The 24,627-nt window shown below is 58.6% G+C and carries 18 protein-coding genes; 1 reads left to right on the top strand and 17 read right to left on the bottom strand.

Going from position 1 to position 24,627, the window contains the following annotated elements; translation table 11 throughout:
• Positions 1 to 472 precede the first annotated feature (472 nt).
• On the top strand, positions 473 to 4,057 hold the full coding sequence (locus ACVWZ0_RS14380; RefSeq protein ID WP_253460255.1) for an AAA domain-containing protein: 3,585 nt from the start codon (positions 473 to 475) through the stop codon (positions 4,055 to 4,057).
• 48 nt (positions 4,058 to 4,105) lie between these two features.
• Here ACVWZ0_RS14380 and ACVWZ0_RS14385 read toward each other — a convergent pair whose 3' ends face one another.
• The 17 genes from ACVWZ0_RS14385 to ACVWZ0_RS14465 form a co-directional block, all read right to left on the bottom strand.
• Positions 4,106 to 5,539 carry a glycoside hydrolase family 1 protein gene (locus tag ACVWZ0_RS14385; RefSeq protein ID WP_301289684.1) on the bottom strand — a complete coding sequence of 478 codons (1,434 nt, stop codon included), beginning with the start codon at positions 5,537 to 5,539 and terminating at the stop codon, positions 4,106 to 4,108.
• Between the two features lie 108 nt (positions 5,540 to 5,647).
• Positions 5,648 to 6,313, bottom strand: a complete 666-nt coding sequence (locus tag ACVWZ0_RS14390) for an RES family NAD+ phosphorylase (protein WP_253460248.1) — start codon at positions 6,311 to 6,313, stop codon at positions 5,648 to 5,650.
• A complete protein-coding gene (locus ACVWZ0_RS14395) occupies positions 6,306 to 6,980 on the bottom strand; it encodes an antitoxin Xre/MbcA/ParS toxin-binding domain-containing protein (RefSeq protein ID WP_253460245.1) in 675 nt (224 codons plus the stop codon). The genes ACVWZ0_RS14390 and ACVWZ0_RS14395 overlap by 8 nt, the downstream gene beginning before the upstream one ends.
• A gap of 120 nt (positions 6,981 to 7,100) precedes the next feature.
• Entirely contained in the window at positions 7,101 to 8,147 is a 1,047-nt protein-coding gene (yncE, locus tag ACVWZ0_RS14400) for a 7-bladed beta-propeller protein YncE (RefSeq protein ID WP_253460243.1), read from the bottom strand.
• Positions 8,148 to 8,219: 72 nt separating this feature from the next.
• Complete coding sequence (locus tag ACVWZ0_RS14405; protein WP_253460240.1) at positions 8,220 to 8,642, bottom strand: hotdog fold thioesterase; 423 nt, start codon at positions 8,640 to 8,642, stop codon at positions 8,220 to 8,222.
• A complete protein-coding gene (dhbA, locus tag ACVWZ0_RS14410) occupies positions 8,642 to 9,394 on the bottom strand; it encodes a 2,3-dihydro-2,3-dihydroxybenzoate dehydrogenase (RefSeq protein WP_253460237.1) in 753 nt (250 codons plus the stop codon). The genes ACVWZ0_RS14405 and dhbA overlap by 1 nt, the downstream gene beginning before the upstream one ends.
• Positions 9,391 to 10,242 carry an isochorismatase gene (locus ACVWZ0_RS14415; protein ID WP_253460234.1) on the bottom strand — a complete coding sequence of 284 codons (852 nt, stop codon included), beginning with the start codon at positions 10,240 to 10,242 and terminating at the stop codon, positions 9,391 to 9,393. Before ACVWZ0_RS14415 ends, dhbA begins: the two co-directional genes overlap by 4 nt.
• A 14-nt stretch (positions 10,243 to 10,256) precedes the next feature.
• Entirely contained in the window at positions 10,257 to 11,870 is a 1,614-nt protein-coding gene (locus ACVWZ0_RS14420; RefSeq protein WP_253460231.1) for a (2,3-dihydroxybenzoyl)adenylate synthase, read from the bottom strand.
• A 9-nt stretch (positions 11,871 to 11,879) separates the two neighbouring features.
• A complete protein-coding gene (locus ACVWZ0_RS14425; RefSeq protein WP_253460228.1) occupies positions 11,880 to 13,058 on the bottom strand; it encodes an isochorismate synthase in 1,179 nt (392 codons plus the stop codon).
• A 222-nt stretch (positions 13,059 to 13,280) separates the two neighbouring features.
• A complete protein-coding gene (gene entS, locus ACVWZ0_RS14430; RefSeq protein ID WP_253460226.1) occupies positions 13,281 to 14,537 on the bottom strand; it encodes an enterobactin transporter EntS in 1,257 nt (418 codons plus the stop codon).
• Positions 14,534 to 18,457 carry an enterobactin synthase subunit F gene (locus ACVWZ0_RS14435; protein WP_253461280.1) on the bottom strand — a complete coding sequence of 1,308 codons (3,924 nt, stop codon included), beginning with the start codon at positions 18,455 to 18,457 and terminating at the stop codon, positions 14,534 to 14,536. Before ACVWZ0_RS14435 ends, entS begins: the two co-directional genes overlap by 4 nt.
• A gap of 8 nt (positions 18,458 to 18,465) precedes the next feature.
• Positions 18,466 to 18,675: an MbtH family protein gene (locus ACVWZ0_RS14440; protein ID WP_125288080.1), complete on the bottom strand. Its 210-nt coding sequence runs from the start codon at positions 18,673 to 18,675 to the stop codon at positions 18,466 to 18,468.
• On the bottom strand, positions 18,662 to 19,924 hold the full coding sequence (gene fes / locus ACVWZ0_RS14445) for an enterochelin esterase (RefSeq protein ID WP_301251070.1): 1,263 nt from the start codon (positions 19,922 to 19,924) through the stop codon (positions 18,662 to 18,664). Before fes ends, ACVWZ0_RS14440 begins: the two co-directional genes overlap by 14 nt.
• 263 nt (positions 19,925 to 20,187) lie before the next feature.
• A complete protein-coding gene (locus ACVWZ0_RS14450) occupies positions 20,188 to 21,429 on the bottom strand; it encodes an MFS transporter (protein WP_253460220.1) in 1,242 nt (413 codons plus the stop codon).
• 12 nt (positions 21,430 to 21,441) lie between these two features.
• A complete protein-coding gene (locus ACVWZ0_RS14455) occupies positions 21,442 to 22,899 on the bottom strand; it encodes an EmmdR/YeeO family multidrug/toxin efflux MATE transporter (protein ID WP_253460217.1) in 1,458 nt (485 codons plus the stop codon).
• 167 nt (positions 22,900 to 23,066) lie between these two features.
• Positions 23,067 to 23,387, bottom strand: coding sequence for a DUF496 family protein (locus ACVWZ0_RS14460; RefSeq protein WP_253460215.1), 321 nt, complete (start codon positions 23,385 to 23,387; stop codon positions 23,067 to 23,069).
• A gap of 153 nt (positions 23,388 to 23,540) precedes the next feature.
• Positions 23,541 to 24,599 (bottom strand): FUSC family protein, encoded by a 1,059-nt coding sequence (locus tag ACVWZ0_RS14465; RefSeq protein ID WP_253461278.1) that lies wholly within the window; start codon positions 24,597 to 24,599, stop codon positions 23,541 to 23,543.
• Positions 24,600 to 24,627 lie beyond the last annotated feature (28 nt).

The raw sequence follows: 24,627 nt of genomic DNA on the forward strand, positions 1-24,627 counted from the left end.
AGCCTGCTGCTGCATTCGCCTGAGAGGTCAGCACGCCCGGATTCTATATCCGTCGGCCTAAGCCGTGGTCTGCCAGAATGCCGCCAATCATTCACTATCGATAACGACGCTTTTCATCCTTGTGAGTAAGCGTTTTCGTAGCAACAATCCGACATAGCGTGAATGTAAGCCTTACTCCAAGCTTTGCTTATATTTCAGCCCGCAGAACAATGAATTCTTGTATCGTCGGGTCGGGTTCAGGCAGAGGGTTTGATTTGAAAATCCTGCGTGAAAAACGTAAGCAGGCTTTTTGCTTTTGCTTGCTGCGATAGCGTGGCTTCTCTGCACGCTTGTATAAATCCCCCTTACCTTTTAGCTATAAAGCCGCAGCGCGCTAAAAAAAATTGCGGGCTGAAAGCCGCTGTTATTTTGTGATATTCTGCCTGAAATGCAATTTGACAGGACAAAGACCTACAAGGATTTGCCTCTTCTAATGAATAATACTTCTAACCTTATCCTTACTGCCTGGCAAGACTATGTCCAGCATAGTGGCGCAGAAAAAAGTAAAATACCTGCGAGTAAGGTGCACGAATATCAACAGCTTTTTATTACCAGACAGCACTGCCGCGACGAAGAGTCCGGCGTCCGCCTGACTATCCCTGCGGAAATGGCCGAAAGCTGGCGTCGACGCTTCGTTAAGTATGATGATAAAGGTTATATCAGTCATATCGAACCCATTAGCTTTCTTTTCCCCATCATACGCTGCGTTGATGCAGAAAATGGTAACGCTAATGCGAAATATCTGCCGCTTTTCTCTTTCCCTGTTCCTAAATCCTTTTTTACCTCGCAAGACAATACGCTGCTGATCCCGGTAAATGATGGTCAGCAGGTCAGCGCCTTCCCTTTTGCGTTCCGCAATACGTTTTCTATTGAGCTGGCAGAGCTGGGAGAAAACCGGCATATGATGAGCATCGTCAGCGCGCTGACCGGCCATAAGTATGAGGGTTTTTACGCTGCTTTTGAGGGATTGCTACAGTGGATTAGTCAACAGCGCCAGACGCCTGAAACGGCTTTCAATGCTCTTATCGCGCCGTTACATAATGAAGATTTTACTACCCAACGCGACGGTAAGGATTATCAGTGGCTCTGCGATAAGCCCGAGGGGACTTTTCCTCTGCTGGAACAGTATTTGACTTATGAGCATTCAGCGGATGAAGCTCCCGCCTGTTTTGATTTGCCTACCCATGGCTTGTTTGAGCAAAAGTATCCTCTGGGCCATGGCCAGATGCAGGCGATACAGGCGATAAATCAGGAGGAGCGGCTGATCGCAGTTCAGGGCGCCCCAGGCACCGGTAAAACCACGCTTTTTAAATCACTGATTGCACAAAAGCTCGTAGAGCGGGCTCTCGCCATCGCCGATGGTCAGGATCGCAACTGCGGTATGCTGGTGACCTCAACGGCTATCAAAGCCGTAGAAAATATTATCGACGATCTTCGTAAAGATCCGGTTACTCAGAATCTTGACTGGCTATGGTTTCAGGGCGGCTCAAATAAACAGATACAACAAGAATTTTCTCGCCTGGAAAGATTAATAGACCGCTGGCGACAGGGAAGCTATGAGCCGGAACGTCAGCAGGCCTTTCTGGAAAGTTTAAACCAGCACCGCCAGCAAATTAACGCGTGTTATCAAGAATATATTAACCATAAGGCCTGCACGTTACAGAGTATAAGCGACTGTGGATTCCCGACGACCGATATCACGGAAGTAAAGGCTGCTTTAGCAACGAAAGTAGCGAACTTTTTCGTCAAGGCAGCCAATTTCCCTCCTCTGCTGGTCACGCAGTCTGACGATCTCTTTTCGCTTGATTTGGCTATTGAACTACAAAAAGAGGCGTTTATTGAAGCAAAACGGCGGCGTAAGCAGGCATGGCAGTTGGCCATGGAGATTGAGTCAACCTGGCCACTGCCGCATAACTGGCAATCTATCGTCGCCTGGCTGGACGACCCGCTGCGCCCAGTGCTGGAAAAAAATTACCATGATTATCCACGCCAGGGCATCCGACATTTACTGGCGCGTGTTTTAACAGGCAAATATCAGACTCGCTGCGATAAGATGCGCGCACGCTATGCTGATAGCTATCAGCGAATGATGCTTATTGAGTTTTCCCACCAGCAGCTAGTCGAACTGGCAGACGCTGGCGCAAACCTATCGGCAGACAAAGAAGCCGTTCAGTTACTAAAGCTGTTGCTGACGCCTGAACCGGATCCTGAAGAACTGATAACCCTGGACGCGCTGGAAAAAGAAATTGCTGAATTAATGACGTTACAGCGCAGGGTTGAATTGGCGCAGCACTACATCGACGAACATGCGCAGCGTTATCCTGAAGGCAGCTGGTGCGACATTTTACGTAAACGCTTTATCCGACAACACCGTGAAATGTTTGCAGATGCTACAGGTTATCTCTGGCAGGAACAGCTGAAACGTAAACACGATCTGGAAGAGGTAGTCACGCACTGGCGCGCGCTTATATCTCGTCAGAAAACAGGCGCAGGCTACTACCGCTGGCTGGAGAGGCTGGATGATTTTTATAGCGCGCTGTCGCTGGTTTATCCGATCATGGCGACCACGCTGGTCTCCGCTTACAAAATGGCGGGATACGCTAAACTCAGCGAACTGAAAGGCCATAAGCCTTGGGCACTGGCGCTTTGTGATGAGGCGGGCATGATTTCGGCAGAGTCGCTGGTACCGTTACTGAGCCGCAGCGAAAAAGCGATGATTGTAGGTGATCCTTTGCAAATCGAACCTATCCGTACGCTTTCTGAAGGAACGCAACAGCTGTTACGCCAGCGTCATTTCGCTACCAATAATCTCCTTTATGAGCGAGTCTCGCCTGCCACCGTCACCGCCTATCATCGGGCAGCTGGCAGCGCTACCGGCCGTGCTGGCGATATAGGCAATGGTATAATTCTGGACGAGCATCGCCGCTGTCAGTTACCTATAGCCAGGCTGTTCACGCGCGTGGCGGGCTATCAAGGCGTCACGGTAGAAACGGCGCCACCTGATAAAAGAATAGCCCAGGCTTTTGAAAAGGCGGGCGGTCATCATCTGATGTTTTACAGCGTGGAAGGCCAGAAAGGCCGCGTCGCCAATACCAATCTCGATGAGGCGGAAGCCATTGGCCAGCTGCTGGATAAACTTGAAGACGCAGGTTACGACCTGTGCGCCGACGTAGGCATTGTGACGCCTTACAGCAATCAAAAGTCTTTACTGGTCCAACGTTTTGCTAAAAGAATGAACCACTGGGAAAAAAACTGTATCGGGACAGTTCATCAGTTTCAGGGCGTAGGTTTTGAAGTCATTATTTATAGTCCGGTCATTTTTCATCCTCTGGATAAAGAAGGTTTTCAGAACGATGCGCCCAATATGCTGAACGTCGTCGTATCCCGAGCCAGGCAACAATTTATCGTAGTGGGAAATTACCGCCGCCTGAAGCAGGCTGGTGGCTATCTGGCAATAGTGGCGCAAACGCTGGCCGATGATTTTCTCCTTGAACAAGGTAGCCAACACCCCGATTTCGAACGGATAAGCCAGACGCCACGGCTACAGCGATACTATAAAGATTGTGAGCATATTGCGGCTTTTGCCGCTAAGGCGGCCACTTGCGAACAGGAACTGCTGGTAGTAACGCCATGGATAAGACGCGGCGGCCTTTGGCAGCGGCCGGAATTAGCGATGCTGGTGGCCGCACAGCGTCGCGGCATAACGGTAAAAGTCTGTTATGGCTATCATCATCAGCGGCTGGATCGGGGCGAAGATAACGATAACGATTTGGTTGCAGAGTATTGCGACCAGTTGGGTAAAGAGAATGTCATCCGCCTGCCGGAAGGGACGCACGAAAAACTGCTGGTTGTTGACGGACGCTACATCACCCTGGGTAGCTGGAACTGGCTGTCACATGGTTATCATCACAGCTGCGAGGGTTCAGGTAATTTCAGCAATGCTATTCGTCATGAACTGAGCGCAGAACTGGATGATGTCTCTTTCGTTAACGAGCTAAAAGAGCGGCTATCGTTCTGACGCCGGCGGCGTTGGGCCGTACAGAACAGATCTTGTACGGCCCATACCCTACTCCAGATCGCTGCCGTTGCTGGCAATCACCTTCTGATACCAGTAGAACGATTTTTTCTTATAGCGGTTGCCGGTGCCGGAGATAGTGTCGTCCAGATCGACATAGATAAAGCCGTAGCGCTTGCTCATTTCGCCGGTGGACATGCTGACCAGGTCGATGCAGCCCCACGGCGTGTAGCCCATCAGCTCGACGCCGTCGTCAATCGCTTCCGCCATCGCTTCAATATGCTGGCGCAGATAGTTGATGCGGTAGTCGTCTTCCACCCGGAAGTTTTCATCAGGCTTATCAATGGCGCCCAGGCCGTTTTCGACAATAAACAGCGGCTTCTGGTAGCGATCGTAGAGCTGATTCAGCCCGATGCGCAGGCCGACAGGATCGATTTCCCAGCCCCAGTCGCTGGCCTCCAGGAACGGGTTACGCGCGCCGCCCAGCAGATTGCCCTGAGCGGATTCCGCTTCCGCGGTTTTATTGATGGTGGTGGACATGTAGTAGCTGAAGCCGATGTAATCCACGGTATGCGCTTTGATTAACGCCATGTCGCCCGGCTGGATATCCAGCGTCACGCCCAGCGATTTCCACAGGCTTTTGGCGTAATAAGGGTAGTCGCCCTTTGCCTGCACGTCGGCGCAGTAGAAGTTAAACGACTGCATCTCTTTCAGCGTGGCCAGCTGATTAAGCGGGTTACAGTCAAAGGCATAGGCGGTAGCGTAGATAATCATGCAGCCAATCTGAATGGCGGGATTGGTTTCGTGCGCGATTTTCACCGCCATGCTGCTGGCGACAAACTGGTTATGCCACGCCTGGAACTTCGCCTGCGGATCCAGCGCGCCGGTTTTTACCGTCAGGCTCTGGCTCATCATCGGGAAATGTACCGCGCTGTTGATCTCGTTAAAGGTCATCCAGTACTTTACTTTCTGGCCGTAGCGTTCCAGCACCGTCCGGGCAAAGCGTTCAAAATGCTCAATGACTTCACGATTTTTCCAGCCGCCGAATTCGGTGGCGAGATGCAGCGGCATTTCATAATGGGAAAGAGTGATAACCGGCTCGATGCCGTGCGCAAGACAGGTAGCAATCACCTCATCATAATGACGCAGGCCCGCTTCGTTGGGCTGCTTCTCAACGCCGTTTGGATAGATGCGGGTCCAGGCAATGGAGAAGCGATAGCACTTAAAACCCATCTCCTTAAACAGCGCGATATCCTCGCGGAAGCGGTGATAGTGATCGATGCCTTTATGGTTGGGATAGGTGTAGCGGGAAGGGTCGAGGGTGAAATCAAAATCAGGCGAGGAAACGATAGCCAGGCGGGACTTGCCGCCGGGAATGGCGTCCACGATGGAAAGCCCTTTGCCATCCTCGTTGTAGGCGCCTTCTACCTGATTCGCGGCGGTCGCGCCGCCCCACATAAAGCCTTGCGGAAATCTTTCTTTCATTGCATTCATCCTTTTTAAAACGGCAAGTTTTAACGGCAATTGATGACAAGATTTGTACCAGCGACGATTTTAAAGCAAAAGCAGGATGGCAGACAGGAAAGAAGCCGATTAATGCCGTGCGGGCACAATGGTCAGCGCTATGCGTTCTGCCAGCTCCAGCACTTTAAACCAGGTGCCGTGATCCTGTAGCAGAGAACGGGAAACGCCCGTGGGCCGTAGCGTTTTTACGCCGAGGCGATCGCCAAAAAGCACGATGGCGCGCGCCGCGTCATCCTGTCTGGATATCCAGAGCAATCCCTGCGCCTGCGGACACTGGCAATAAATAGCTTCGGCCCATTTTCGGGTGGCCGGATAGCAATCTTTTTCGGTATCGATTAGCTGGCTACGCTTCAGGCCGAGCTTGTGTAAAGCCAGGCTGCGTAAATCCACCAGCCTCAGCGCTTCCGTTACCTCAATAACCGAGTGCTGCTGGCCGGTAAACTTTGCCTTGTCCATGCTTTTGAACCCGGCGGTATGCGGAACGTCGTGAAACAGCGTTTCCATCAGCGCGCAGGAAAACGTCGTACCGGCATACAGCGTGGGAATAGCGCGATCTTTCTCATCTTTAATGGGGCTGAATCGCGCGTTGCCTTTAAGGCCCGGATTAAACTGCGTCGCTTGATATTTATCCAGATGGATACGGTGTAGCTTTTCACCGGCGTTAAGGAGCGTCAGGGTAACAGCAAGCTCTGCCGTGGGAGCGGGAAGCAGTAAAGCATCGGCAGAGCTAGCCATGTTCAACGCCTTCTACCTCATCTTTCGCTGCTTCTATTACCTGTTCCGGGCTGCTGAGCAGCAAATCCTGCGGACGCCTGCCGCCCAGGGCGCTGTTGTCGGCCCGAAACCAGTAGGCCATTCCCCAACCGTCCTTGCTATCGGTGAAGATTTTTATGATTTCCGCCAGCGCCTTACAGGGCCGGAACCCGGTGTCCGCCGCCAGAGCCCAGGCAGGATAGTAATCAATACCGTGATGCTGAATGGTAAAAATCTGCTGCTGTTTTTTCCACTTATGCGGCTGCGCGCTGGGGTTGCGCGCGCTGAACCCGGCCAGCCCGGCCACTTCTGCCGCCGTCAGCCAGTCTCCGCTTTCCAGTACGGCCTTACGGGCCTGGATCAGCATAGCGGCTTCTTTCAGCAGCGTTGGCGAGACCGGCGCCGACGGCAACATGATTTCCGCCAGCCGCTCCAGCGATGACTGCTCCTGACGCTCCCGCAGCACCTCAAGCAAAGAAACGGTCATGTTCATAATGTTTTCCGTTAACGTCTCGACCACGCCCGGCTGTTGATGAACAAAGGTCATGGCCAATACGCGATCGGCCTGAGACTTATTTAAACGGGCCTGGATCTCTTTCGGAGTGCCTACCAGCGTGGCGATACCTGAAGAAACCGGAATGGCGCTCATAGCTTTATCCTTGGTGATGGTAGTTATGATCAATATAACATAACCATCATTACTGACAAGGTCGCTTTTTGAACGGAAACGTAAAGATAAAGCCCCGACGTCAGCGATCGGGGCAACGGATTACAGCGCGACGCGCATCACCTCGTCAGGCGCGGCGGCTTCCTGTTTGCGGGAAGAAGCCTGCTTAACGAAGATATACAACGTCTGACCATCCGGCGACAGCGCAAGGCTGTTTGGATGGGTCGGCGCCTTAAGGGTTTTGACAACTTTATAGGTTTTGCCGTCAATAATGCTGACTTCGCCCGCCTCACGGTGGGTCACATAAATTTCATTGCGCTGCGGATTAAACAGCACCGCCAGCGATTTTGGCACGGCGACCTTCTGTATGACCTTGCCGTCTTCGGTGTTCACCACCAGCAGCTCAGGCTGCTTAGAGTCGGTGATAAAGGCGCGATGCGTGGCCGGATCCAGGCTGATATTCAGAAAGAAGTGCTCGCCCTCTGCCAGCTTCACTTTGCCAAGCAGCCTGTTGCTGGCGGTGTCGAAAGTGAAGAGTTCGTTATCGCCGCCGGTGGCGTAAAGGCGGTGCGCGGCGGTGTCCAGCGTCAGGCCGGTAGCGTGCTTGCCTAAGCCCTCCAGCGTATGGCGCAGCGTCAGCTTATCGCCATCCACCACCCAGATGCGGCTCTCTTCGCCCACGCCGCCGATATAAACCGTATTGGTATTTTCATCTACCGCCAGCTCACGCGGCGCCAGCGGACGGAAATTTTCGCTGCGCGGACGCGCATCCAGCACCAGACGTCCTTTTACCTGACCGCTTTTTACATCGATCGCGGTGACCGTGCTGTCCAGCGTGTTGCCGACAAAAAGCGTGTCGGTTTTATTGTTGATTGCCGTACCAAAGGGCTTGAGGTCGTTGTGGATCGCCTGAGTAATGGCCAGGGTCTGCGGATCGAGGCGGTAAACCACGCCGCCCTTATCCAGCTGGCGGCTGCCGGAGGTTGCCACATACAGCGCCTGCTGCGACGGGCTGTAAGCCATTTCATAAGCGCCTTTGGCAACGGCCTGGCGCAGCGGTTCAGCGGTTTCACTGTGGGCGGGGATCGCGGCGGCAAACAGCGCCAGCGTTAACAGGTAGCCTTTTCCACGGCTGAAGGTAGCGTTCATATTCTCTCCATGTAACTGAATGATCAGAGGTAAAGCGGCCCGACGCGCTGTCTTGCGGCGGCGGGCCGAAAATTAGCCCAGCAGCGCCGTGGTCAATCTTGCGGTACAGCAGCGCCTGTCCCTGTCGTCATAGATAGCGATTTCCCAGACCTGCTGGCTTCTGCCCAGATGCAGCGGCTGACACACGCCGCGCACCAGGCCGCCGGTCACGGCGCGATGGTGGCTGGCGTTAATCTCCGTGCCGACCACGCACTGCCCTTCCTGGCTGGTCAAAAAGCCGGCCATCGATCCTAACGTTTCCGCCAGCGCGACCGACGCGCCGCCGTGCAGCAGGCCAAAAGGCTGCTGCGTACGGGCATCGACCGGCATGGTCGCCTCCAGCCTGGCCTCTTCCAGCAGCGTAAAGGTCATGCCCAAATGGGCGACCATCGATCCGTCGCCCATGCGGTTAAGCTCATCCAGACTCAGCTGGCGCTTCCAGATAGATTTTGTCATTACGCCCCCAGCGTGCTGCCACCGTCGATCACAATATCCTGCATCGTGATATGGCTGGCTTGATCGGACGCAAGGAACAGGATGGTGCTGGCAACCTCCTCTGGCCGGGCGATTTTGCCCAGCGGAATACCGACTTTAAACTGCTCCGCGAAGCCGCGAATGCGCTGCTGCTCGGCATCCGGGCTTTTCCACAGCGTGCGCTGCATATCGGTATCGGTCGAGCCTGGCGACACCAGGTTGCAGCGCACGCCGAAAGAGGCCAGCTCCAGGCCAACCGTCAGGCTGAGGCTGCGCAGCGCCGCTTTCGACGCGCCGTAGGCCGACATGCCGATGCGCGGACAGTGCGCAGCGTCCGACGCCACGGTGACGATAGCGCCGCCGCGCTGCTCGCGGAACCACGGCATGGTCTGCTGGAACAGGTTAAACGCGCCGCCGACGTTGACGGCCATCACCGCTTCCCAGTCCGCCACGTCCAGCTCATCCGTCGCGCCCATCCGCAGAATGCCCGCGCCGTTGACCAGCACGTCCAGTCGCGGCGTTTCCGGCCGCAGCCGCTGGCATACCGCTTTTACCTGCTGCGCGTCGGCCACGTTCAGCTCCACGGTCTGAAACGGGTAATCGGCCTGCGGGAAAGCGAGATCCAGCCCGACTACCGTCGCGCCCGCCTCGTGAAAGGCCAGCGCGGTGGCATAGCCAATGCCTTTACCGGCACCGGTTACCCAAATATGTTTATTGGTAAAATCGAGGCTCATGCGCGCTCCCGCGACAGCAGACGCCACCAGGCCGCCAGCGTCGGCTCTTTCGCCAGCATCACAAAATCGATATCGCCGTAAACTTTACGCCAGCGCGCCGCCAGCGCCATCATGCGCACCGAATCCAGGCCGTAATCGATCAGGTTCTCATCCTCTTCCGGCGTTTCGTCCTCATCCAGCATCGGCTGCACCAGCGCGCGCAGCTGCGCCATGCTCAGCGGCACCGGCAGCAGATCTTCCGTCAGCACCACTTTCCCGGCGCGACCGGCGGTGTATTTCAGCGCCATCAGGTGCTCATCGCGGCTGAAGTCAGCCAGCGCATCCGCCACCATAAAGGGCTGGATATCCCGCATAAAGGCATCGATAGCGGTGGTCAGGCAGCCGATATGCGCGTACACGCCGCAGATAATCAGCTGGTCGCGGCCGGTCTCTTTCAGGTGCTGTTCCAGCGGCGAGCGATGGAAGGCGCTGTAGCGCCATTTCACCAGCACTTCGTCACCCTCTTCCGGCGCCAGTTCGGCTACGACTTTCTGCTGCTCCGGATGTTTATTCAGCCCCGGCCCCCACATATCGTTCAGCAGCGCGCGGTCTTTATCGCTTTGATGATTAGGCTGCGCCGTGTAGTAAACCGGAATGCCGTTCTGGCGGCAGTATTCACGCAGCGCGGCGATATTGCTGATGACCTGTTTGATCATCGGGCAGTCTTCGCCCCAGAAATTAATAAAATAGTTCTGCATATCGTGGATCAGCAGCGCGCCCCTGGCAGGTTCAAACGTCCATTTGACCTTGTTTTCTGGCAGGTCGGCGGCGGCAGGCAGCGCATAGGCTTTTAGTGCAGGGATAGTCATTTTTTCTCCGGAATTCAGTTGGTCTGGCTGGCGGCCAGCTGTTGACGCAGGCGTTTTTTATCCACTTTACCGACGGGCGTCAGCGGCAGTTCGTCAACGGTTTCAATACGATCGGGCAGCTTGTAGTCCGCCACGCCAAGCTCGCGCAGATAGCGGCGGATCTCCACGGCGCGCACGGGACGTTTGCCCACGATAAAGGCGCAGCTTTTTTCGCCCAGCAGGCTGTCCTCCATCGAAACCAGCGCAACGTGCAGAATGGCCTCGTGGCGTAACAGCAGGTTTTCGATCTCTTCAGCGGCAATTTTCTCGCCGCCGCGATTGATCTGATCTTTTTCGCGGCCCTGCACGCAGATATAGCCGTCCGGCGTAATGGAGACCAGGTCGCCGGAACAATAGAAGCCGTTGGCGTCAAAGGCCTGCGCGTTGTGCTCCGGGCTGCGGTAATAGCCGCGGAAGGTGTACGGGCCGCGCGTCATCAGCCGTCCGGTTTCGCCCTGCGGCAGCGGATTGCCCTGCTCGTCCGCAACCCAGACCTCATCGTCCGGGCTCATCGGCGTGCCCTGCGTCGAGAAGATGTGCCACTCGTCGTCGGTCAGCTGCGTATAGTTGACCAGCCCTTCCGCCATGCCGAAGACCTGTTGCAGCCGGCAGCCGATTTCTGCCGGAATGCGTGCCGCCAGCGCTTCGCTTAAGCGCGCGCCGCCCACCTGCAACAGCTGGAGCGAGCCAAGCGCCCGATTGCTGCCCCACTCCTGAATCGCCTGTAGCCAGAGGCTGACCGCTGGCGGCACCAGCGCCGTCGCCGTAATCTGGTGTTTTTCAATCAGCGGGAAACAAAGGTTGGCGCTCGGATCGCCTGCCAGCACCACCAGGCCGCCGCCATAAAACACGCCGAAGGCGCCCGGCGAACTGAGCGGATAGTTGTGCGCGGCGGGCAAAGCGCAGAGATAGCGGGTTTTTTCGTTAAAGCAACAGACTTCCACGCTGCGGCGGATGCTGTAGTAGTAGTCGTTATGGGTACGCGGGATCAGCTTGGGCGTGCCGGTACTGCCGCCGGAAAGCTGGAAAAACGCGACTTCGTCAGCGGCGGAAGGCGCAGCGACAAACTCGCCTTGCGCCTCGTCAATTAAGGCCGCAAGCGAGGTATCGTCCTCACGAGCGTTGCGCAGCACCACCTCACGCAGCGACGGATAGCGCTGGCGCAGCGGTTGCAGATAGTCGTCGGTGGCGAACAGCGCGTGCTGACGATCGGCGATCAGCAAAGCAGGCTCAATCTGGCTGGCGTAGGCGTCCAGCTCCTGGCGCTGATGGCTGAACAGCGCGTTGACCGGCGCGACGCCGAGTTTCAGCAGTGCAAACAGCACGATATAGAATTCGGCCACGTTGCCCAGCTGCACCAGCGCGGTATCGCCGCACTTCAGGCCGCGACGCTGTAAGGCCGCCGCCAGACGGGTGCTGGCGCTCTCAAGTTGCTGATAGCTGTATTTACGGTCGCCTTCGATCAGCGCCGTTTCCGTGCTGTCGGCATGGCGAGTTAAAATATCCGTTAAGGGCAGATCAAGCCAGTAGCCTTTTTCACGGTAGCGGGCCGCAAAATCGTCGGGCCAGCGGGAATAGGAAATCGTCATAAAATAGCCTTATTGCAGTCCAAATACGTGCAGCATGGTGCTGAGCTTGACGCCGGTTTCGCGCCATTCCGATTCCGGCGAAGAGGCCGGAACGATGCCCGCGCCGGCGAACAGGCGAATGTTTTTTCCGGCCAGCGTGCCGCAGCGAATGGTCACCACCCATTCGCCGTTGCCTTCGTCGTCGCACCAGCCGACGATGCCGCCGAACAGCTCGCGGTTAAACGGCTCCAGCTTTTCAATCCACTCGCAAGCGGCAACGTGCGGATAACCGCTCAGCGCGGGCGTAGGATGCAGCAGGCAGGCGAGCGACAGCGCCGTTTCCTCAGCCGCTGCGGCTTTGCCTTCAATCGCGGTAGCAAGGTGCCACAGCGTCGAAGTAGTGATCAGCTCCGGCTTGTCCGGCACCGCCAGAGAGCGGCTGCGCGGTTTCAGCACGTCGTACATGGCGTTGGTCACCAGGCGGTGCTCGTAGCGATCTTTTTGCGAGTACATCAGCTTTTCGCCTACCGCAAGATCGCGCGCTTTGTCGCTGCGATCGCGTCTGGCCGAGCCCGCCAGCGGCAGCGAAGTGTAGGTTTCGCCCGACTTACGCAGCAGCAGCTCCGGGCTGGCGCCCAGCAGCGTGCTGCCGTCGGCCAGCGGAACATGGAAGTGATAGCTGCCAGGGTTGAGCGCAATCAGGCGATCCATTAACGCCGTAGCCTGCACCGGCTCGGCGGTAGTGATATCGATCAGACGCGAGAGCACCACTTTATCCAGGCCAGGCTGGGCGGTCGCTTCCGCTGCTTTCGCCACCATCTCCATAAATTCAGCCTGTTCAGGAATGTTCTGGCGCGCGGTAATTACTGGCTCTACGGCAGATCTCGCCTGCTGCGCCGACTCTGGCTGCTGCTGGCGGGAGAATGCCTCATGACGCTCAGGAATAAATAGCGCGGAAGGCTGGCGCGTATCAAAGGGGATGGCGCCAACCATCACCGGGCGCATAATCCCTTTGGCCCTGGCTGCGGCAAAGGCGCTGCGTACCTGCTGCTGGAAAGCGCCCTGCAGGTTGTCGCCGTCGGCGGCGGGACAGGTAATTTCGGCAAAGCGACCAGTGGTGATAAAGCTTTTCCACGGCGATGCGAAGAAAAAGCTCTCAGATGAGAGAGAAACTGATGGTTTAACTGCATCAGCGCAAAGCGTCTCCATAACGGCCTCCAGCCACAACGATAAAAAGTATAATAATGATTATCATTTGCATTATTACCGCGTAACTTTAAGTAAATTCTTTGTGATGTCAAGCAACGTTTCGCAGTTTAAAACAGTGCAAAACACCACGCCGCGACCGGGCGCAACGTTTGCGCCGTTATTAGCATCATTTGGCAGCATTACCTGCCGCCAGGGCAGGTAAGGAAGGACTAAAACCCGATGTTATTCAGTTACGCTTTCTCCCGGCGAAGCGGGCGCGGGCTGGCGATAGCGTCGGAGCGAACCGAAGGCGGCGGCCAGCACCAGGCTGACGATGGCCAGCCCCAGGCCGCTGCTGCTGGCGGCGGTGGCGGGCAGCATCACCGTGGTCATCGCGCCCAGCAGCAGCGCGCCCAGCGAGTCACCCATCACGTTTTGCGCCGTCCACAGGCCGTTGATACGGCCCAGCATCGCGTCCGGCGTCAGCGTCTGGATCAGCGTGTATTGCAGCAGCGCGCTCAGGGCGCTCAGGTAGCCGAACAGCATCAGACAGAGCGCGCCCGCCTCCCAGTAAGGCATCAGGCCGCACAGCCCTACCGCGACGAAAGCGGCGACGGCGGTGAAAAGCATCACCTTGCCCGGACGCGGATGCTGTGCCAGATTGCCGCTGGTCAGCGCGCCTGCGGCCGCGCCGAGCGGTACGGCAGCATAGAGAAAGCCGATCTGCTGCGCGCTCAGCTCCCAGCGAATAGCCAGCGCCGGATAAAGCACGCGTACCGCCGTCGCCATGGTCAGCAGCGCGCCCACCAGCGCCACGCCGCCGATCAGACGATGGCCGAGCAGAAAGGTAAAGCCTTCCGCCAGCGACCGTAGCGGCCTGGCGTGCGACTGCGGCGGCGGCGGCAACGACGGCAGACGCAGCAGCGGGATCAGCGTAATAAAGGTGCCCGCCGCCGCCAGCGCGAAGTTCCAGAATACGCCGCCCGCTGCGAGCAGCACGCCGCCCACCATCGGCGAGATCACCGCGCCCAGTCTGACCGTGAGCATGGTGATCGCCCCGGCCTGCATCAGGTTTTCACGGCCCACCAGCGCGGGCGTGGCGGCAAGCAGCGCCGTCACGCCGATGGCGCCGAAAAAGCCGTCCCAGATGCCCAGCAGGTAGATGGCGGTCAGCGACGGGGACGGCATGGCGGCATTGACGCACAGGCCGATAAAGCCCAGCCCGCAGGTCGATCGCGCGAACAGGATCAGCCGCCGACGCTCGTGGCGATCCGCCAGCACGCCGCCCAGCATCAAACCGGTAAACAGGGCCGCGCCGGTCAGCGTGACCGCCAGGCTTACCTGCCAGGCAGAACCGGTCAGCTGCTGGATCTGCACCGGCACGCCGACGCCAAGCAGGCCCAGCGCCAGGATAGAGATAAAGCGGGCGATAAACACCGCCCGAAAATCAGGGTGCGTCTTCAGCAGGCTGAGGCTGAGCATAAAGGTCTGTTTTTTCATTGTGTTGCCCGATCCAGCAGTTGGTTAAGGCGTGGGCCGATATGGGTAAACGCCTCTGCCGAAATAATATCCACATGCGCGCATTCCACCGGGAAGGTTTGCAGCGTGTCGAGCCATGGCGCCCACGCGGTGTGCGCATCCTGCCCCGGCTTCAGCGTTTTCTGCGCGACGAACAGCGTGGCTTCCCCGACGAAGCGGCGGCTTTTCGCGGTCGCCAGCAGCCTGACCGCATCGCCGTAGTTGCCTTCGATAGCGCCAAACAGCGCCTGGCTGGCCGAGGCCGCCAGCGACTCGCGCAGCGACGCCTGGGCGGCCATAAAGGCTTCACGCTCGCGGTCGATTTCCGCCAGCACTTCGGCATCCAGCTGGTTATTCTGTGACCAGTTTTGCGTTTCCGGCGGCCAGGTATCCAGCAGCCCCAGGAAGGCGACTTTTTCGCCCTGCGCCTGCAGGCGCGCCGCGATAGCGTGCGCCAGCGTGCCGCCCAGCGAATAGCCCAGCAGATAGTAAGGGCCGTGCGGCTGCTGCTCGCGCAGCGTGGCCAGATGCCGCTCGCAAAGCTCATCAAGATTTTCCGCCTGCCGCATTGGCCCGTGCGGGCGCGGCGACTGAATGCCGATCAGCGACCAGCGCGCGTCCAGATAGCGTTGCAGAATGCTGAACTGCCAGGCGAAGCCGGAGGCCGGATGGAAGCAAAACAGCGTGGGGCCGTGCGAACGCCGCAGCGGCAGGATGGTTTCCATGCCCGCGCGGCTCGCCTCTTCTTCGCTCTGCCACGTCAGCTTTTCCGCCAGCGCGCCGACGGTGGACGCCACCATAATCAGCCCCGGCGTCACCGGCCTGTCGAGACGGCGACGCAGATCGACCGCCAGCCGCATCGCCAGCAGTGAATGGCCGCCGAGGGCAAAGAAGTCATCATTAACCGAGCGGATCTCGCAGTCCAGCAGGCGGGCAAAGGCTTCGGCCACCACGGTTTCCACACCCTCTGCCGGCGCGCGACCTGCGGCGTGGGCCAGCTGTGGCAGCGGCAGCGCCTTGCGATCCAGCTTGCCGTTGGCGCTTAGCGGGAAAGCCGCCAGCTGCACCAGCACCACCGGCACCATGTGCGCGGGCAGGCGATCGCTAAGCTGCTCGCGTAGCGCGGCCGTATCCAGTTCGCCGGACACGGCCACCACGTAGCCCACCAGCTGCCGTTGATCGCCGCCGCCCGCGCTGGCGTTGCCGAGCACGCAGGCATGGGTAACCGCCTGCGCCACATTATCCAGCGACAGCAGCGCCTGATCGATCTCGCCCAGCTCGATCCTCTGCCCACGGATCTTAAGCTGATCGTCGCTGCGGCCCAGATATTCCACCGCGCCGTTCTCCAGCCAGCGCGCCACGTCGCCGGTGCGGTACATTCTTGCGCCCTCGCCTTCCGGATCGGCAATAAAACGGCTGGCGGTCAAATCGGCTCGCGCCAGATAGCCCTGCGCCAGCTGCACGCCGGTCAGATAGAGATCGCCCGCAATACCCGGCGGTACTGGCTGCATATTGCCATCCAGGATGCGCAGCCCGGTGTTCCAGACCGGATAGCCAATCGGCACGCTTGCGCCCGTTACGTTTGCCAACGCTTCGCCGTAGGCCGGATACCAGCTCACATCCACCGCCGCTTCGGTCGGGCCATAAAGATTGTGCAGCGGCACGGCCGTTTTGTCCTGCCACTGGCGACAGAGATCGGTCGGCAGCGCCTCGCCGCTACAGAATACCCGCCGTAAAGAAGCACAGTGGGCCACGGCCTCGTCATCGGTTAACGCGGTGACAAACGCCGCCAGCATGGAAGGAACGAAGTGCGTAGTTGTGACACCGTAACGGCTGAGCAGCGCCTGGAGCGCCTGCGGATCGCGATGCGCTTCCGGCGGCGCCATCACCAGCTGCGCGCCGGTCAGAAACGGCCAGAAAAATTCCCAGACCGAGACGTCAAAACTGCACGGCGTCTTTTGCAGCACTACATCGTCGGTAGTCAATCGATAGTGGTCCTGCATCCACAGCAGGCGGTTTACGATCGCCTGCTGGCCGACCATGACGCCTTTTGGCCGTCCGGTTGAGCCGGAGGTATAAATCACATAGGCGGTATGGTGCGGGCGTGACAGATCCTGAGCAGGCGCAAGATCCACTGTCGGCAGCGGCTGGTGGTAGCAGAAGCTTTGCAGATTTTCGAGCTGCGCAAAGCGGCCCAGCTGTTCTTCGGTGGTGATTAACAGACGCGGGTTAGCATCTTCCAGCATCATGCTCAGCCGATCGGTCGGATAGCCGGTATCCAGCGGCAGCCAGGCGGCGCCCAGCTCCACAATGGCCTGTAGGGCAAGCGACAAAAATACCGAACGCGGCAGCGCCACGGCCACGATGTCGCCCGCCTGCACGCCTCGCTTTTGCAGCGCCTGAGCCAGCGCCGTTACCTGCTGACGCATCTCGCGGTAGGTAAAACTATGCTGGTCATCCGCCAGCGCGTCCGCGTCCGGGGTGCGCTGCGCCTGCGCCATAATCAGGCTGCTCAGCGTGGTTTGCGGTACCTCGATCGCCGTGTCGTTAATCTGCCGTAGCCGCTTTTCCTCATGCGGGTGCAGCAGCGTCGCCTGCGCGTAGGTCAACGTCGGATGGCCCGCGAACTGGCTAAGCAGCAGCGGCAGGCGGGCAAGATGCTCACGCAGCGTTTCCGCCTGATAGCGCTCCGCGTTCGCCAGGATTTCCAGCGAGACGTTGCCCTCTTCGTCCGGGTAGAGCGCGATTTCCAGATCGCGTACCGGGCCGGAAGCCAGCTGGTGGGTCACGCCTTCGATACCGGCAAAATCCAGCCGGTAGTCAAACATTTTCAGGTTAATGACCGGGCCGAACAGCGGCTCGCTCAGCTGGCCGATATCCCTTTGGATTTGCTCCGCGTCGTAGCGCTGATGGCGGCGCGCTTTTTTCAACTGCTGCTGCAGCGCCTCCGCCAGCTGTGGCAACGTGGCCTGAGGATCGAGCCGTATCGCCATTGGCAGCACGTTGAGCACCGGCCCGGTGGCGCTCAGCGCGGCCGATCCCAGGCGGCGCATAAAGATAAAGCCCGCGCTGTATTCCGCCCGCGCGCTGAGGCGGCCCAGCCACACCGCAACCAGCGCCAGCGCCAGTTCCGACGCGCTGAGCTGGCTTTGCGCCCGCAGCTCGCGGAAATCTTCGCGGCTCAGCTGCAAATGCTGACGAATAAGATGCGTGGTGGCGCTTTGTCCGTTCAGCGGCAGCGGCGACAGGCTGGCGGGCATCGGCAGCTGGCTCGCCTGCTCTTTCCAGAAGGCGGCATCGCGCTGGCGGGTCGCGGAGGCGCTATAGCGATCGTACTCCTCCACCACGTCGCTGAAAGGGACGAAAGGCGAAGGCTTCGGCTCGCTGCCGGTGCAAAGCGCAGTATAAATCTCCGCAATGCGACGGGTGATGGCGGTAAAGCTGAAGCCGTCCACCACCAGATGATGAAAACGCTGATACCAGTACCAGCGGCTTTCGCTCAGGCGAAAAAGAATATGACGGTAGATCGGGCTGCCGCTGCTGATGCGCAAATCCTGATCCAGATCCTGCTGCATACGCGCCAGCGCCGCCGCTGCGGGATCGGCCTCGTGGCGCAGATCGACGCACTCCGGCAGGGTAAAGTCAGCGTCGGCATCGACCCACTGCATCGGCACGCCGTCCCTTTCGGTAAAGCGCATCCGCAGCGTGTCCGCCTCCTGCATCCCGCACACCACGGCCTTGCGCAGCAGCGGCTCATTCAACGCGCCGTTCAGCTCCACATAGTGCACCACGCTCCAGGCGTTTACCTGTGACGAAAGCTGTTCCGCCATCCAGATACCGGACTGCGCCGCTACCAGCGGCATCATTTGCTGCTGCACTTTATTTATCAGCGCCTCGCTCATTTCACTTTTCACGCTGTGACTCCCGCCGCAAAATGGGCCGGGGTCAGCGTTTGCCAGCGCGCCAGCCAGTCGTTGCATTCGTGCTGCGTCGCCGGGCCATACGCCGGCTGCCAGCCAGCGGGCCGGGCGCAGTGGGCTGGCCACAGACTGTAGCCCAGATGATTTTGCAGCACGAAAAACGGCCCCTCAGGGCGATCGAAAGGATTACTCTGTTCCATCGGAAACTCCGGATTTAGCAGGGACAGACTGCCACAGCGTGGTCAGCCCGTTAATCAGGCCGCCTCGCCAGCACAGAGCGTCGTGGCCGCCGTCAACAAGGCGATAGTGCAGCGTCGGGCAGGCCCGTTGCAGCAGCGGATAAATGCGCTGGTTAGCCTGCAAAACGACAGGTTCGCGCAGGCCCGCTTCCAGATAAATGCGCAGCGGCGCGGCGCTGAGCCGGCCCTGCATCAGCTGCTCTGTCAACCAGCCGTCCTCGCCGGTGCGCTGGCGATGCGGCCACCAGAAAGAGCCGGACTGGCTGAGCGCGCAGCCGAAACGCTGCGGCCAGTGCAGCGCGGCATAGAGGGCGGAAAGACCGCCGAAGCTCTGTCCGGCCACCACGGTGGTCGCCGGATCGTCGCGCCAGCGCGCGTGCTGCGCAAGCAGCGGCAGCAGCTCTTCCTGGACCGCCAGCCAGAAGTCGGGATTGCAGGTCAGTTCCTCGCCGCGATGCTGCGTGTCGATGGCATCAATCAGCAGATAAACCGCCTGTGGCAGCTGACCGCGATCGGTTTGCGCCTGCAGTGCAGACCAGACCGGCATCTGCTCCGCCCAGAACTGGCCATCCAGCAGCACGGCCAGCGGGCGCTGTTCCGGCTGGCTTTCGCCAGTGGTGAAAAGCCATACCCGACGCTGATTGCCCAGCCTTTTGCTTTCCCACGTCAGGCAGCACGGCGCAGCGAACTCAACGCGCTCTGTCCAACCCGGCTGCACAGGCGCCTGCGGCAGATGCAGCGCGGAGACGGGATGGCCGCGTCCGCCTCGCCAGCTGGTATGGGGATTAAGCGGATCGGCTATCGCCTGCGGCAGCAGCCTGCGCCAGCCTTCGCGCAGCGCCGCGCGGTCCGGCGGACTTTGCAGCGCCTCGGGGGGAAAATCATTTTCGTTTACGGAAGGGATAAAGCAGTAGCTGCCTCGCCAGCCCGCATTTAGCCGAACCTGCCACTGCCAGATAGCCGTGCCGCTGATGCGTTGCAGGCTTTGCGGCGCGCGCTGCTGGTGATGATCGGTTACGCCGGTGATATAAATCCATACCCGGCGCACCGGCGAAGTCTGTTCCGTTCCGGCGGGATCCCGCCAGTAAAAGGTGACGGTGCAGATGTCACCTTCCGTCACGACCGCTGGCGACCCCAGGCTCAGCTTGTGCTGCCAGCTCGCCTGCGCGTCGCTATCCCAACCGCCTGTCATATCATCATCTTCCATCATTAGTGCCATGAAAACAGGAACTGCAAGGCGTCGATTTTATTGATAATGGTTTTCATTTGCAATAAGAAATCATCACGTTTTTCAGACCGTCGAGACGTACCGCTTGGTCTTAACCCGCAGAAAAGATAAGGAAAAAAGGAAGCGACCACGGAAAAAACAGGCTGTCGATAACCTATCGGCGCGGCCAGCCTGGCGAAAAAAACGAGGGGGAGAAAAGCGGTAACGGCGCCGTTAATCATTAACGGCGCTTATTAAGGGTGGGATCAGGAAGAAGAAACGGGATCGTGCAGCCGCTGGCGCTTGCGAAGGCTCGGGAACCAGGCCATCCACAGGCCGACCACGATCAGCGTGCCAATACCGCCGACTGCCGCCGCCGGCGCCGCGCCCAGCCAGGCTGCCAGCATCCCCGACTCAAATTCACCAAGCTGATTAGAGGTATTAATAAAAATAGAGTTAACCGCGCTGACGCGTCCGCGCATCTCATCCGGCGTATCCAGCTGCACCAGCGAGCCGCGGATCACCATACTGACCATATCGAACCCGCCCAGCGCAAACAGCGCCAGCAGCGACAGCCACAGCTCTTCAGAGAGCGCAAACACCAGCGTCGCCACGCCGAAACCGGCTACGGAGGCAAACATGATTTTACCGACGTTGCGCTCCAGCGAACGACGGCTGAGCCAGAAGCCGACCAGCAGGCCGCCAACCGCTGGCGCGCCGCGCAGCAGGCCCAGCCCCCACGGCCCGGTATGCAGAATATCTTTGGCGAAAATGGGCAGCAGCGCCGTCGCCCCGCCCAGCAGTACCGCAAACAGATCCAGCGAAATGACGCCCAGCACGTCCGGCCGGTTACGGATAAATTTCACCCCGGCAAAGACGCTGGCGAAAGTGGCGGGCGTGCGCGGCGGCGGCGCATGGTCGTAGCGCAGGCGGCTGACCATCACGACGGAGATAAGATAGAGCACGCCAGTGGTGATATAGACCGCCTGCGGCCCGGCAACGTATAAAAAGCCGCCGAGCGCCGGGCCAAGCATGGAAGCCGTTTGCATCGATGCGGCGTTAGCGGCCGTCGCCCGCGCCAGTATCGAGGGCGGCACCAGCGCGGGCAGCATGGACTGCAGCGACGGCGCCTCTAACGTTTTGGCGATAGAGAGCACGAAAATCAGCGCCAGGATCACCAGCTCGTTGGTCAGGTGCATCAGCGTCAGCACCGCCAGCGCGGCAATCGCCAGCAGTTCGGTAAACTGCCCCAGTAATACGACGCGACGACGGTCAAACTGATCGGCAACGTGCCCTGCCGGCAAGGCCAGCACCACCGCCGGCAGAAACTGCGCCAGCCCGATTAAGCCTAAATCGAAGGCGCGGCCGGTAAGCGCATAAATCTGCCAGCCGACCGCGATAGAGAGCATCTGAAAACCGAAACTGGAGCTGGTGCGGGCCAGCCAGAAAGCGACAAAAGAGCGATGGTGAAACAGCGATTCCGACCCGGCGGAAGTAGGCGATTGCATGGTGATTTCCGGTTATTTTTTTGACAGCGCCAAATCCTGAGCGGCCGGCTCCTGCCGGGGCGCATATTTCCACAGCCAGCGTCCGCTGGTCATGCGGCGGTAGAAGAAGATACCACGGACAATCCAGTCCAGAAACATGCCCAGCCAGATCCCCACCACGCCAAAGCCGAGTACCACGCCCAGTCCGTAGCCCGCCACAATGCGGCATCCCCACATGCCCAACAGCGAAACCCACATGGTAAACCTGGCGTCGCGCGCGCCCTTCAGCCCCGCCGGTAAAACCCAGGATGCGGCCCAGAACGGCATAAACAGCGCGTTCAGCCAGATCAGGATTTTGACCACGTGGATAACCTCCTCGTCGCGGGTATAAAACGAAGCCAGAATGCCCGCAAAAGGCACCGTCAACGCCGCCAGCGCGCACAGCCCGATGGTTGAAAGCCAAAAAATATGCCGCAGCTGCCTTTCCGGCTGCTTCAGCTGTCCTTTGCCCAGGCGGGTGCCGACAATAATGGTTGAGGCGGAGCCAAGGGAGTTGCCCGGCAGGTTGATCATCGAGGCAATGGAAAAGGCGATAAAGTTACCGGCGATCACGTCGGTGCCCATTCCCGCGACAAAAACCTGCGTCAGCAGCTTGCCGCCGTTGAACAGCACCGATTCGATACTGGCGGGCACGCCGATGCTCAGCACCTCCATCAGGATATTGGTGTTGAGCCGGGTGAAATAGCTTTTCAGCGTGATTTTCAGGCGCGGATTGAAGCCGATAGCCAGCACATAAATTACCGCCGCCGCGCCGATATAGCGGGCGATGGTCAGCCCCAGTCCGGCACCGACAAAGCCCATCCCTTTCCAGGAGAAACAGCCGTAGATCAGCACCGTACTGAAAATAATATTCAGGATATTCATGCCGCCGTTAATCAGCATGGGGATCTTGGTATTGCCCGCGCCACGCAGCGCGCCGCAGCCAATCAGCGCAATCGCGGCGGCCGGATAGCTCCAGGCGGTGATATTGAGATAGATCAGCGCCATCTCTTTTACCCGCGGTTCTGCGTTACCGGCGATAAGATTGATGATCCACTCGCCGTAAAACTCAATGCCTATTGCCAGCAGCACGGCGAAAATAGTCATCAGCACCAGCGACTGGCGGGCGGCCGCCTGGGCCCGTTCACGGTTAAGCTTGCCCAGGCTGAAGGCGACCACCACCGTAGTACCCAGATCGATAGCGGCAAAAAAAGCGATGATGACCATATTAAAACTGTCGGCCAGCCCGACGCCCGCCATCGCCTCCTTGCCCAGCCAGCTCACCAGGAAAGTGCTCAGCACGCCCATCAACAGCACACAAAGGTTCTCAAAAAAGATCGGTACCGCCAGCGGCGTGATTTCTCGCCAGAACAGAACCCGATAAGAACGTCTTTTGGGATACCAGGGCGTACGCCTGATGGCCTCTAACGGAGAAATACGGAATATTTGCAAAGTGCTGCCTGCCAGAAATGGAGAAGACTCTACTGATGATGGTAAAAGGCGCTCTGATATGCAAAGTCTTTTCCGGAGAAAAGTGATTTTCCCCTGCGGATAGCGCCGTGCCCTGTACGATCAAAAAAGGCGATCGTCGATCGCCTTTTTTGGTTCTCCAGCCCTGACTACTGCGCTTTAGGCTCGCCCAGCGCCTTGAGCCTTTTGGAAAGCTCACGACGCTCTTTGGAAAGATCGGCGTTTTTGATGATGTAATCGTCAACGCGATCTTCGTAATCGCTGCGCATGCTGCTGATAATTTCCTGAATGGCTTCGACGCTCATGCCGGGCTTGATATATTCACTCAGGTTATCCAGCAGCAGCACGCGTTTCTGGTTGTCGCGGATTTTCTTTTCAATATCGTGGATTTCACGCTGCAGCTTGTTCTTACGACGGAACATCCGCACAAACTCCAGTACGTCCTGAAAGGATTGCTTTGCATTTTCCATGGAAACACCTTCTGTTCAGGCCTGCAAGGCAGGCATTATTATCATTGCGCTCAGCGTAGCGGCGAACCGCTGTCGAGGCGATTAGTTGTAGAGTCGGACTGGCGTTATCTTAGCGCGAACCGGCGCTTTTCGCAGTAAGTTGTTATTAATCGTTTATTTACGCAGCACCAGACGCATCAGATCCGACAGCCTTTCCAGCTGCGCGGCCATCTCCAGACTCAGCCAGACGTAGCCGTGGATCGGCGTTTCCACCAGCTCGTCGCTGTTGGAGGCTTTGATCAGCTGCCGCAGCTCGCGGGTGATTTCCGCCAGCTCCGCGCTGTTGGCGGAGATTTGGTCCGTGCTGCCCGCCACTATCGCATTTGACAGCGCGCGCAGCGTATTTTCCGTCATCTGCTGGGTGCGCCTCAGCGTAGGCGCGTTCAGCATTATCAGGTGGCTTTCGCGAGAGGACCACCAGGCGTTCAGCTGCAGCTCCAGCGTGCAGACCATATTGCGGTTCAGCGTCTGAATACCTTCAAAAACCGAACGCGGAATACGCGTTTCCTTGCTGGCGGGATCGATCAGCGACCGTATTTTCACCACGCCGGTCAGCAGCCGCTGCAGGGGGCGCGTCAGCCGGGGCTTGTCCACCAGGTTAGGTGAACAGCCGGCATGGTAAATTTTAGCGGTTTCCAGCAGGGAATCGGAAAGCTTGATGCGCCAGTGGGTATAGGCCTTTTGCGGATAAATGCTGGTAAAAAACAGCGCCAGCACCGAACCCAGGATCACGTCGCCGCCTCGCCACAGCGCCATGGTCATATCGCCCGGCGCGCCGCCGCAGATCACCGCCAGCGTAATGCCGATCAGCAGCGCCATATAAGGGTGCTTGCCCAGCGTCAGAAAACCGCATAAAAACATCACCAGCGTGCACCAGGCCAGCATTACCGGCAGCGACCACAGCTCCAGCCAGAGCGCAATCAGCCCCGAAACCGAGCCGAATATCGTACCGCCGATGCGCTGGATCGCACGCGGAAAGACGTTACCCCAGGAGGAAATCGGCCCCATCACCACCACCAGCGTAATCAGCGGCCAGCTGCCTTCCGGGATAGAGAACAGGCGGATCAGCAGAAACGTCAGCACGAACGCCAGCGCGATGCGAATGCCGTGCACCGTGCGATAGTTACGATAGAGGGTGAATTCAAAGGCCGATAGCGGCTTGTCGGGACGCAAAACTTTCTCCAGGGGCGGGCTATTTTCC

The sequence above is a fragment of the Erwinia sp. TECH1 genome (genome assembly GCF_054057575.1).

Excerpts from the sequence above, each read along its gene's own strand:
- ACVWZ0_RS14380 (WP_253460255.1), top strand. The coding sequence starts at position 473 with ATGAATAATACTTCTAACCTTATCCTTACTGCCTGGCAAGACTATGTC.
- ACVWZ0_RS14385 (WP_301289684.1), bottom strand. The coding sequence starts at position 5,539 with ATGAAAGAAAGATTTCCGCAAGGCTTTATGTGGGGCGGCGCGACCGCC.
- ACVWZ0_RS14390 (WP_253460248.1), bottom strand. The coding sequence starts at position 6,313 with ATGGCTAGCTCTGCCGATGCTTTACTGCTTCCCGCTCCCACGGCAGAG.
- ACVWZ0_RS14395 (WP_253460245.1), bottom strand. The coding sequence starts at position 6,980 with ATGAGCGCCATTCCGGTTTCTTCAGGTATCGCCACGCTGGTAGGCACT.
- yncE (WP_253460243.1), bottom strand. The coding sequence starts at position 8,147 with ATGAACGCTACCTTCAGCCGTGGAAAAGGCTACCTGTTAACGCTGGCG.
- ACVWZ0_RS14405 (WP_253460240.1), bottom strand. The coding sequence starts at position 8,642 with ATGACAAAATCTATCTGGAAGCGCCAGCTGAGTCTGGATGAGCTTAAC.
- dhbA (WP_253460237.1), bottom strand. The coding sequence starts at position 9,394 with ATGAGCCTCGATTTTACCAATAAACATATTTGGGTAACCGGTGCCGGT.
- ACVWZ0_RS14415 (WP_253460234.1), bottom strand. The coding sequence starts at position 10,242 with ATGACTATCCCTGCACTAAAAGCCTATGCGCTGCCTGCCGCCGCCGAC.
- ACVWZ0_RS14420 (WP_253460231.1), bottom strand. The coding sequence starts at position 11,870 with ATGACGATTTCCTATTCCCGCTGGCCCGACGATTTTGCGGCCCGCTAC.
- ACVWZ0_RS14425 (WP_253460228.1), bottom strand. The coding sequence starts at position 13,058 with ATGGAGACGCTTTGCGCTGATGCAGTTAAACCATCAGTTTCTCTCTCA.
- entS (WP_253460226.1), bottom strand. The coding sequence starts at position 14,537 with ATGAAAAAACAGACCTTTATGCTCAGCCTCAGCCTGCTGAAGACGCAC.
- ACVWZ0_RS14435 (WP_253461280.1), bottom strand. The coding sequence starts at position 18,457 with ATGAGCGAGGCGCTGATAAATAAAGTGCAGCAGCAAATGATGCCGCTG.
- ACVWZ0_RS14440 (WP_125288080.1), bottom strand. The coding sequence starts at position 18,675 with ATGGAACAGAGTAATCCTTTCGATCGCCCTGAGGGGCCGTTTTTCGTG.
- fes (WP_301251070.1), bottom strand. The coding sequence starts at position 19,924 with ATGATGGAAGATGATGATATGACAGGCGGTTGGGATAGCGACGCGCAG.
- ACVWZ0_RS14450 (WP_253460220.1), bottom strand. The coding sequence starts at position 21,429 with ATGCAATCGCCTACTTCCGCCGGGTCGGAATCGCTGTTTCACCATCGC.
- ACVWZ0_RS14460 (WP_253460215.1), bottom strand. The coding sequence starts at position 23,387 with ATGGAAAATGCAAAGCAATCCTTTCAGGACGTACTGGAGTTTGTGCGG.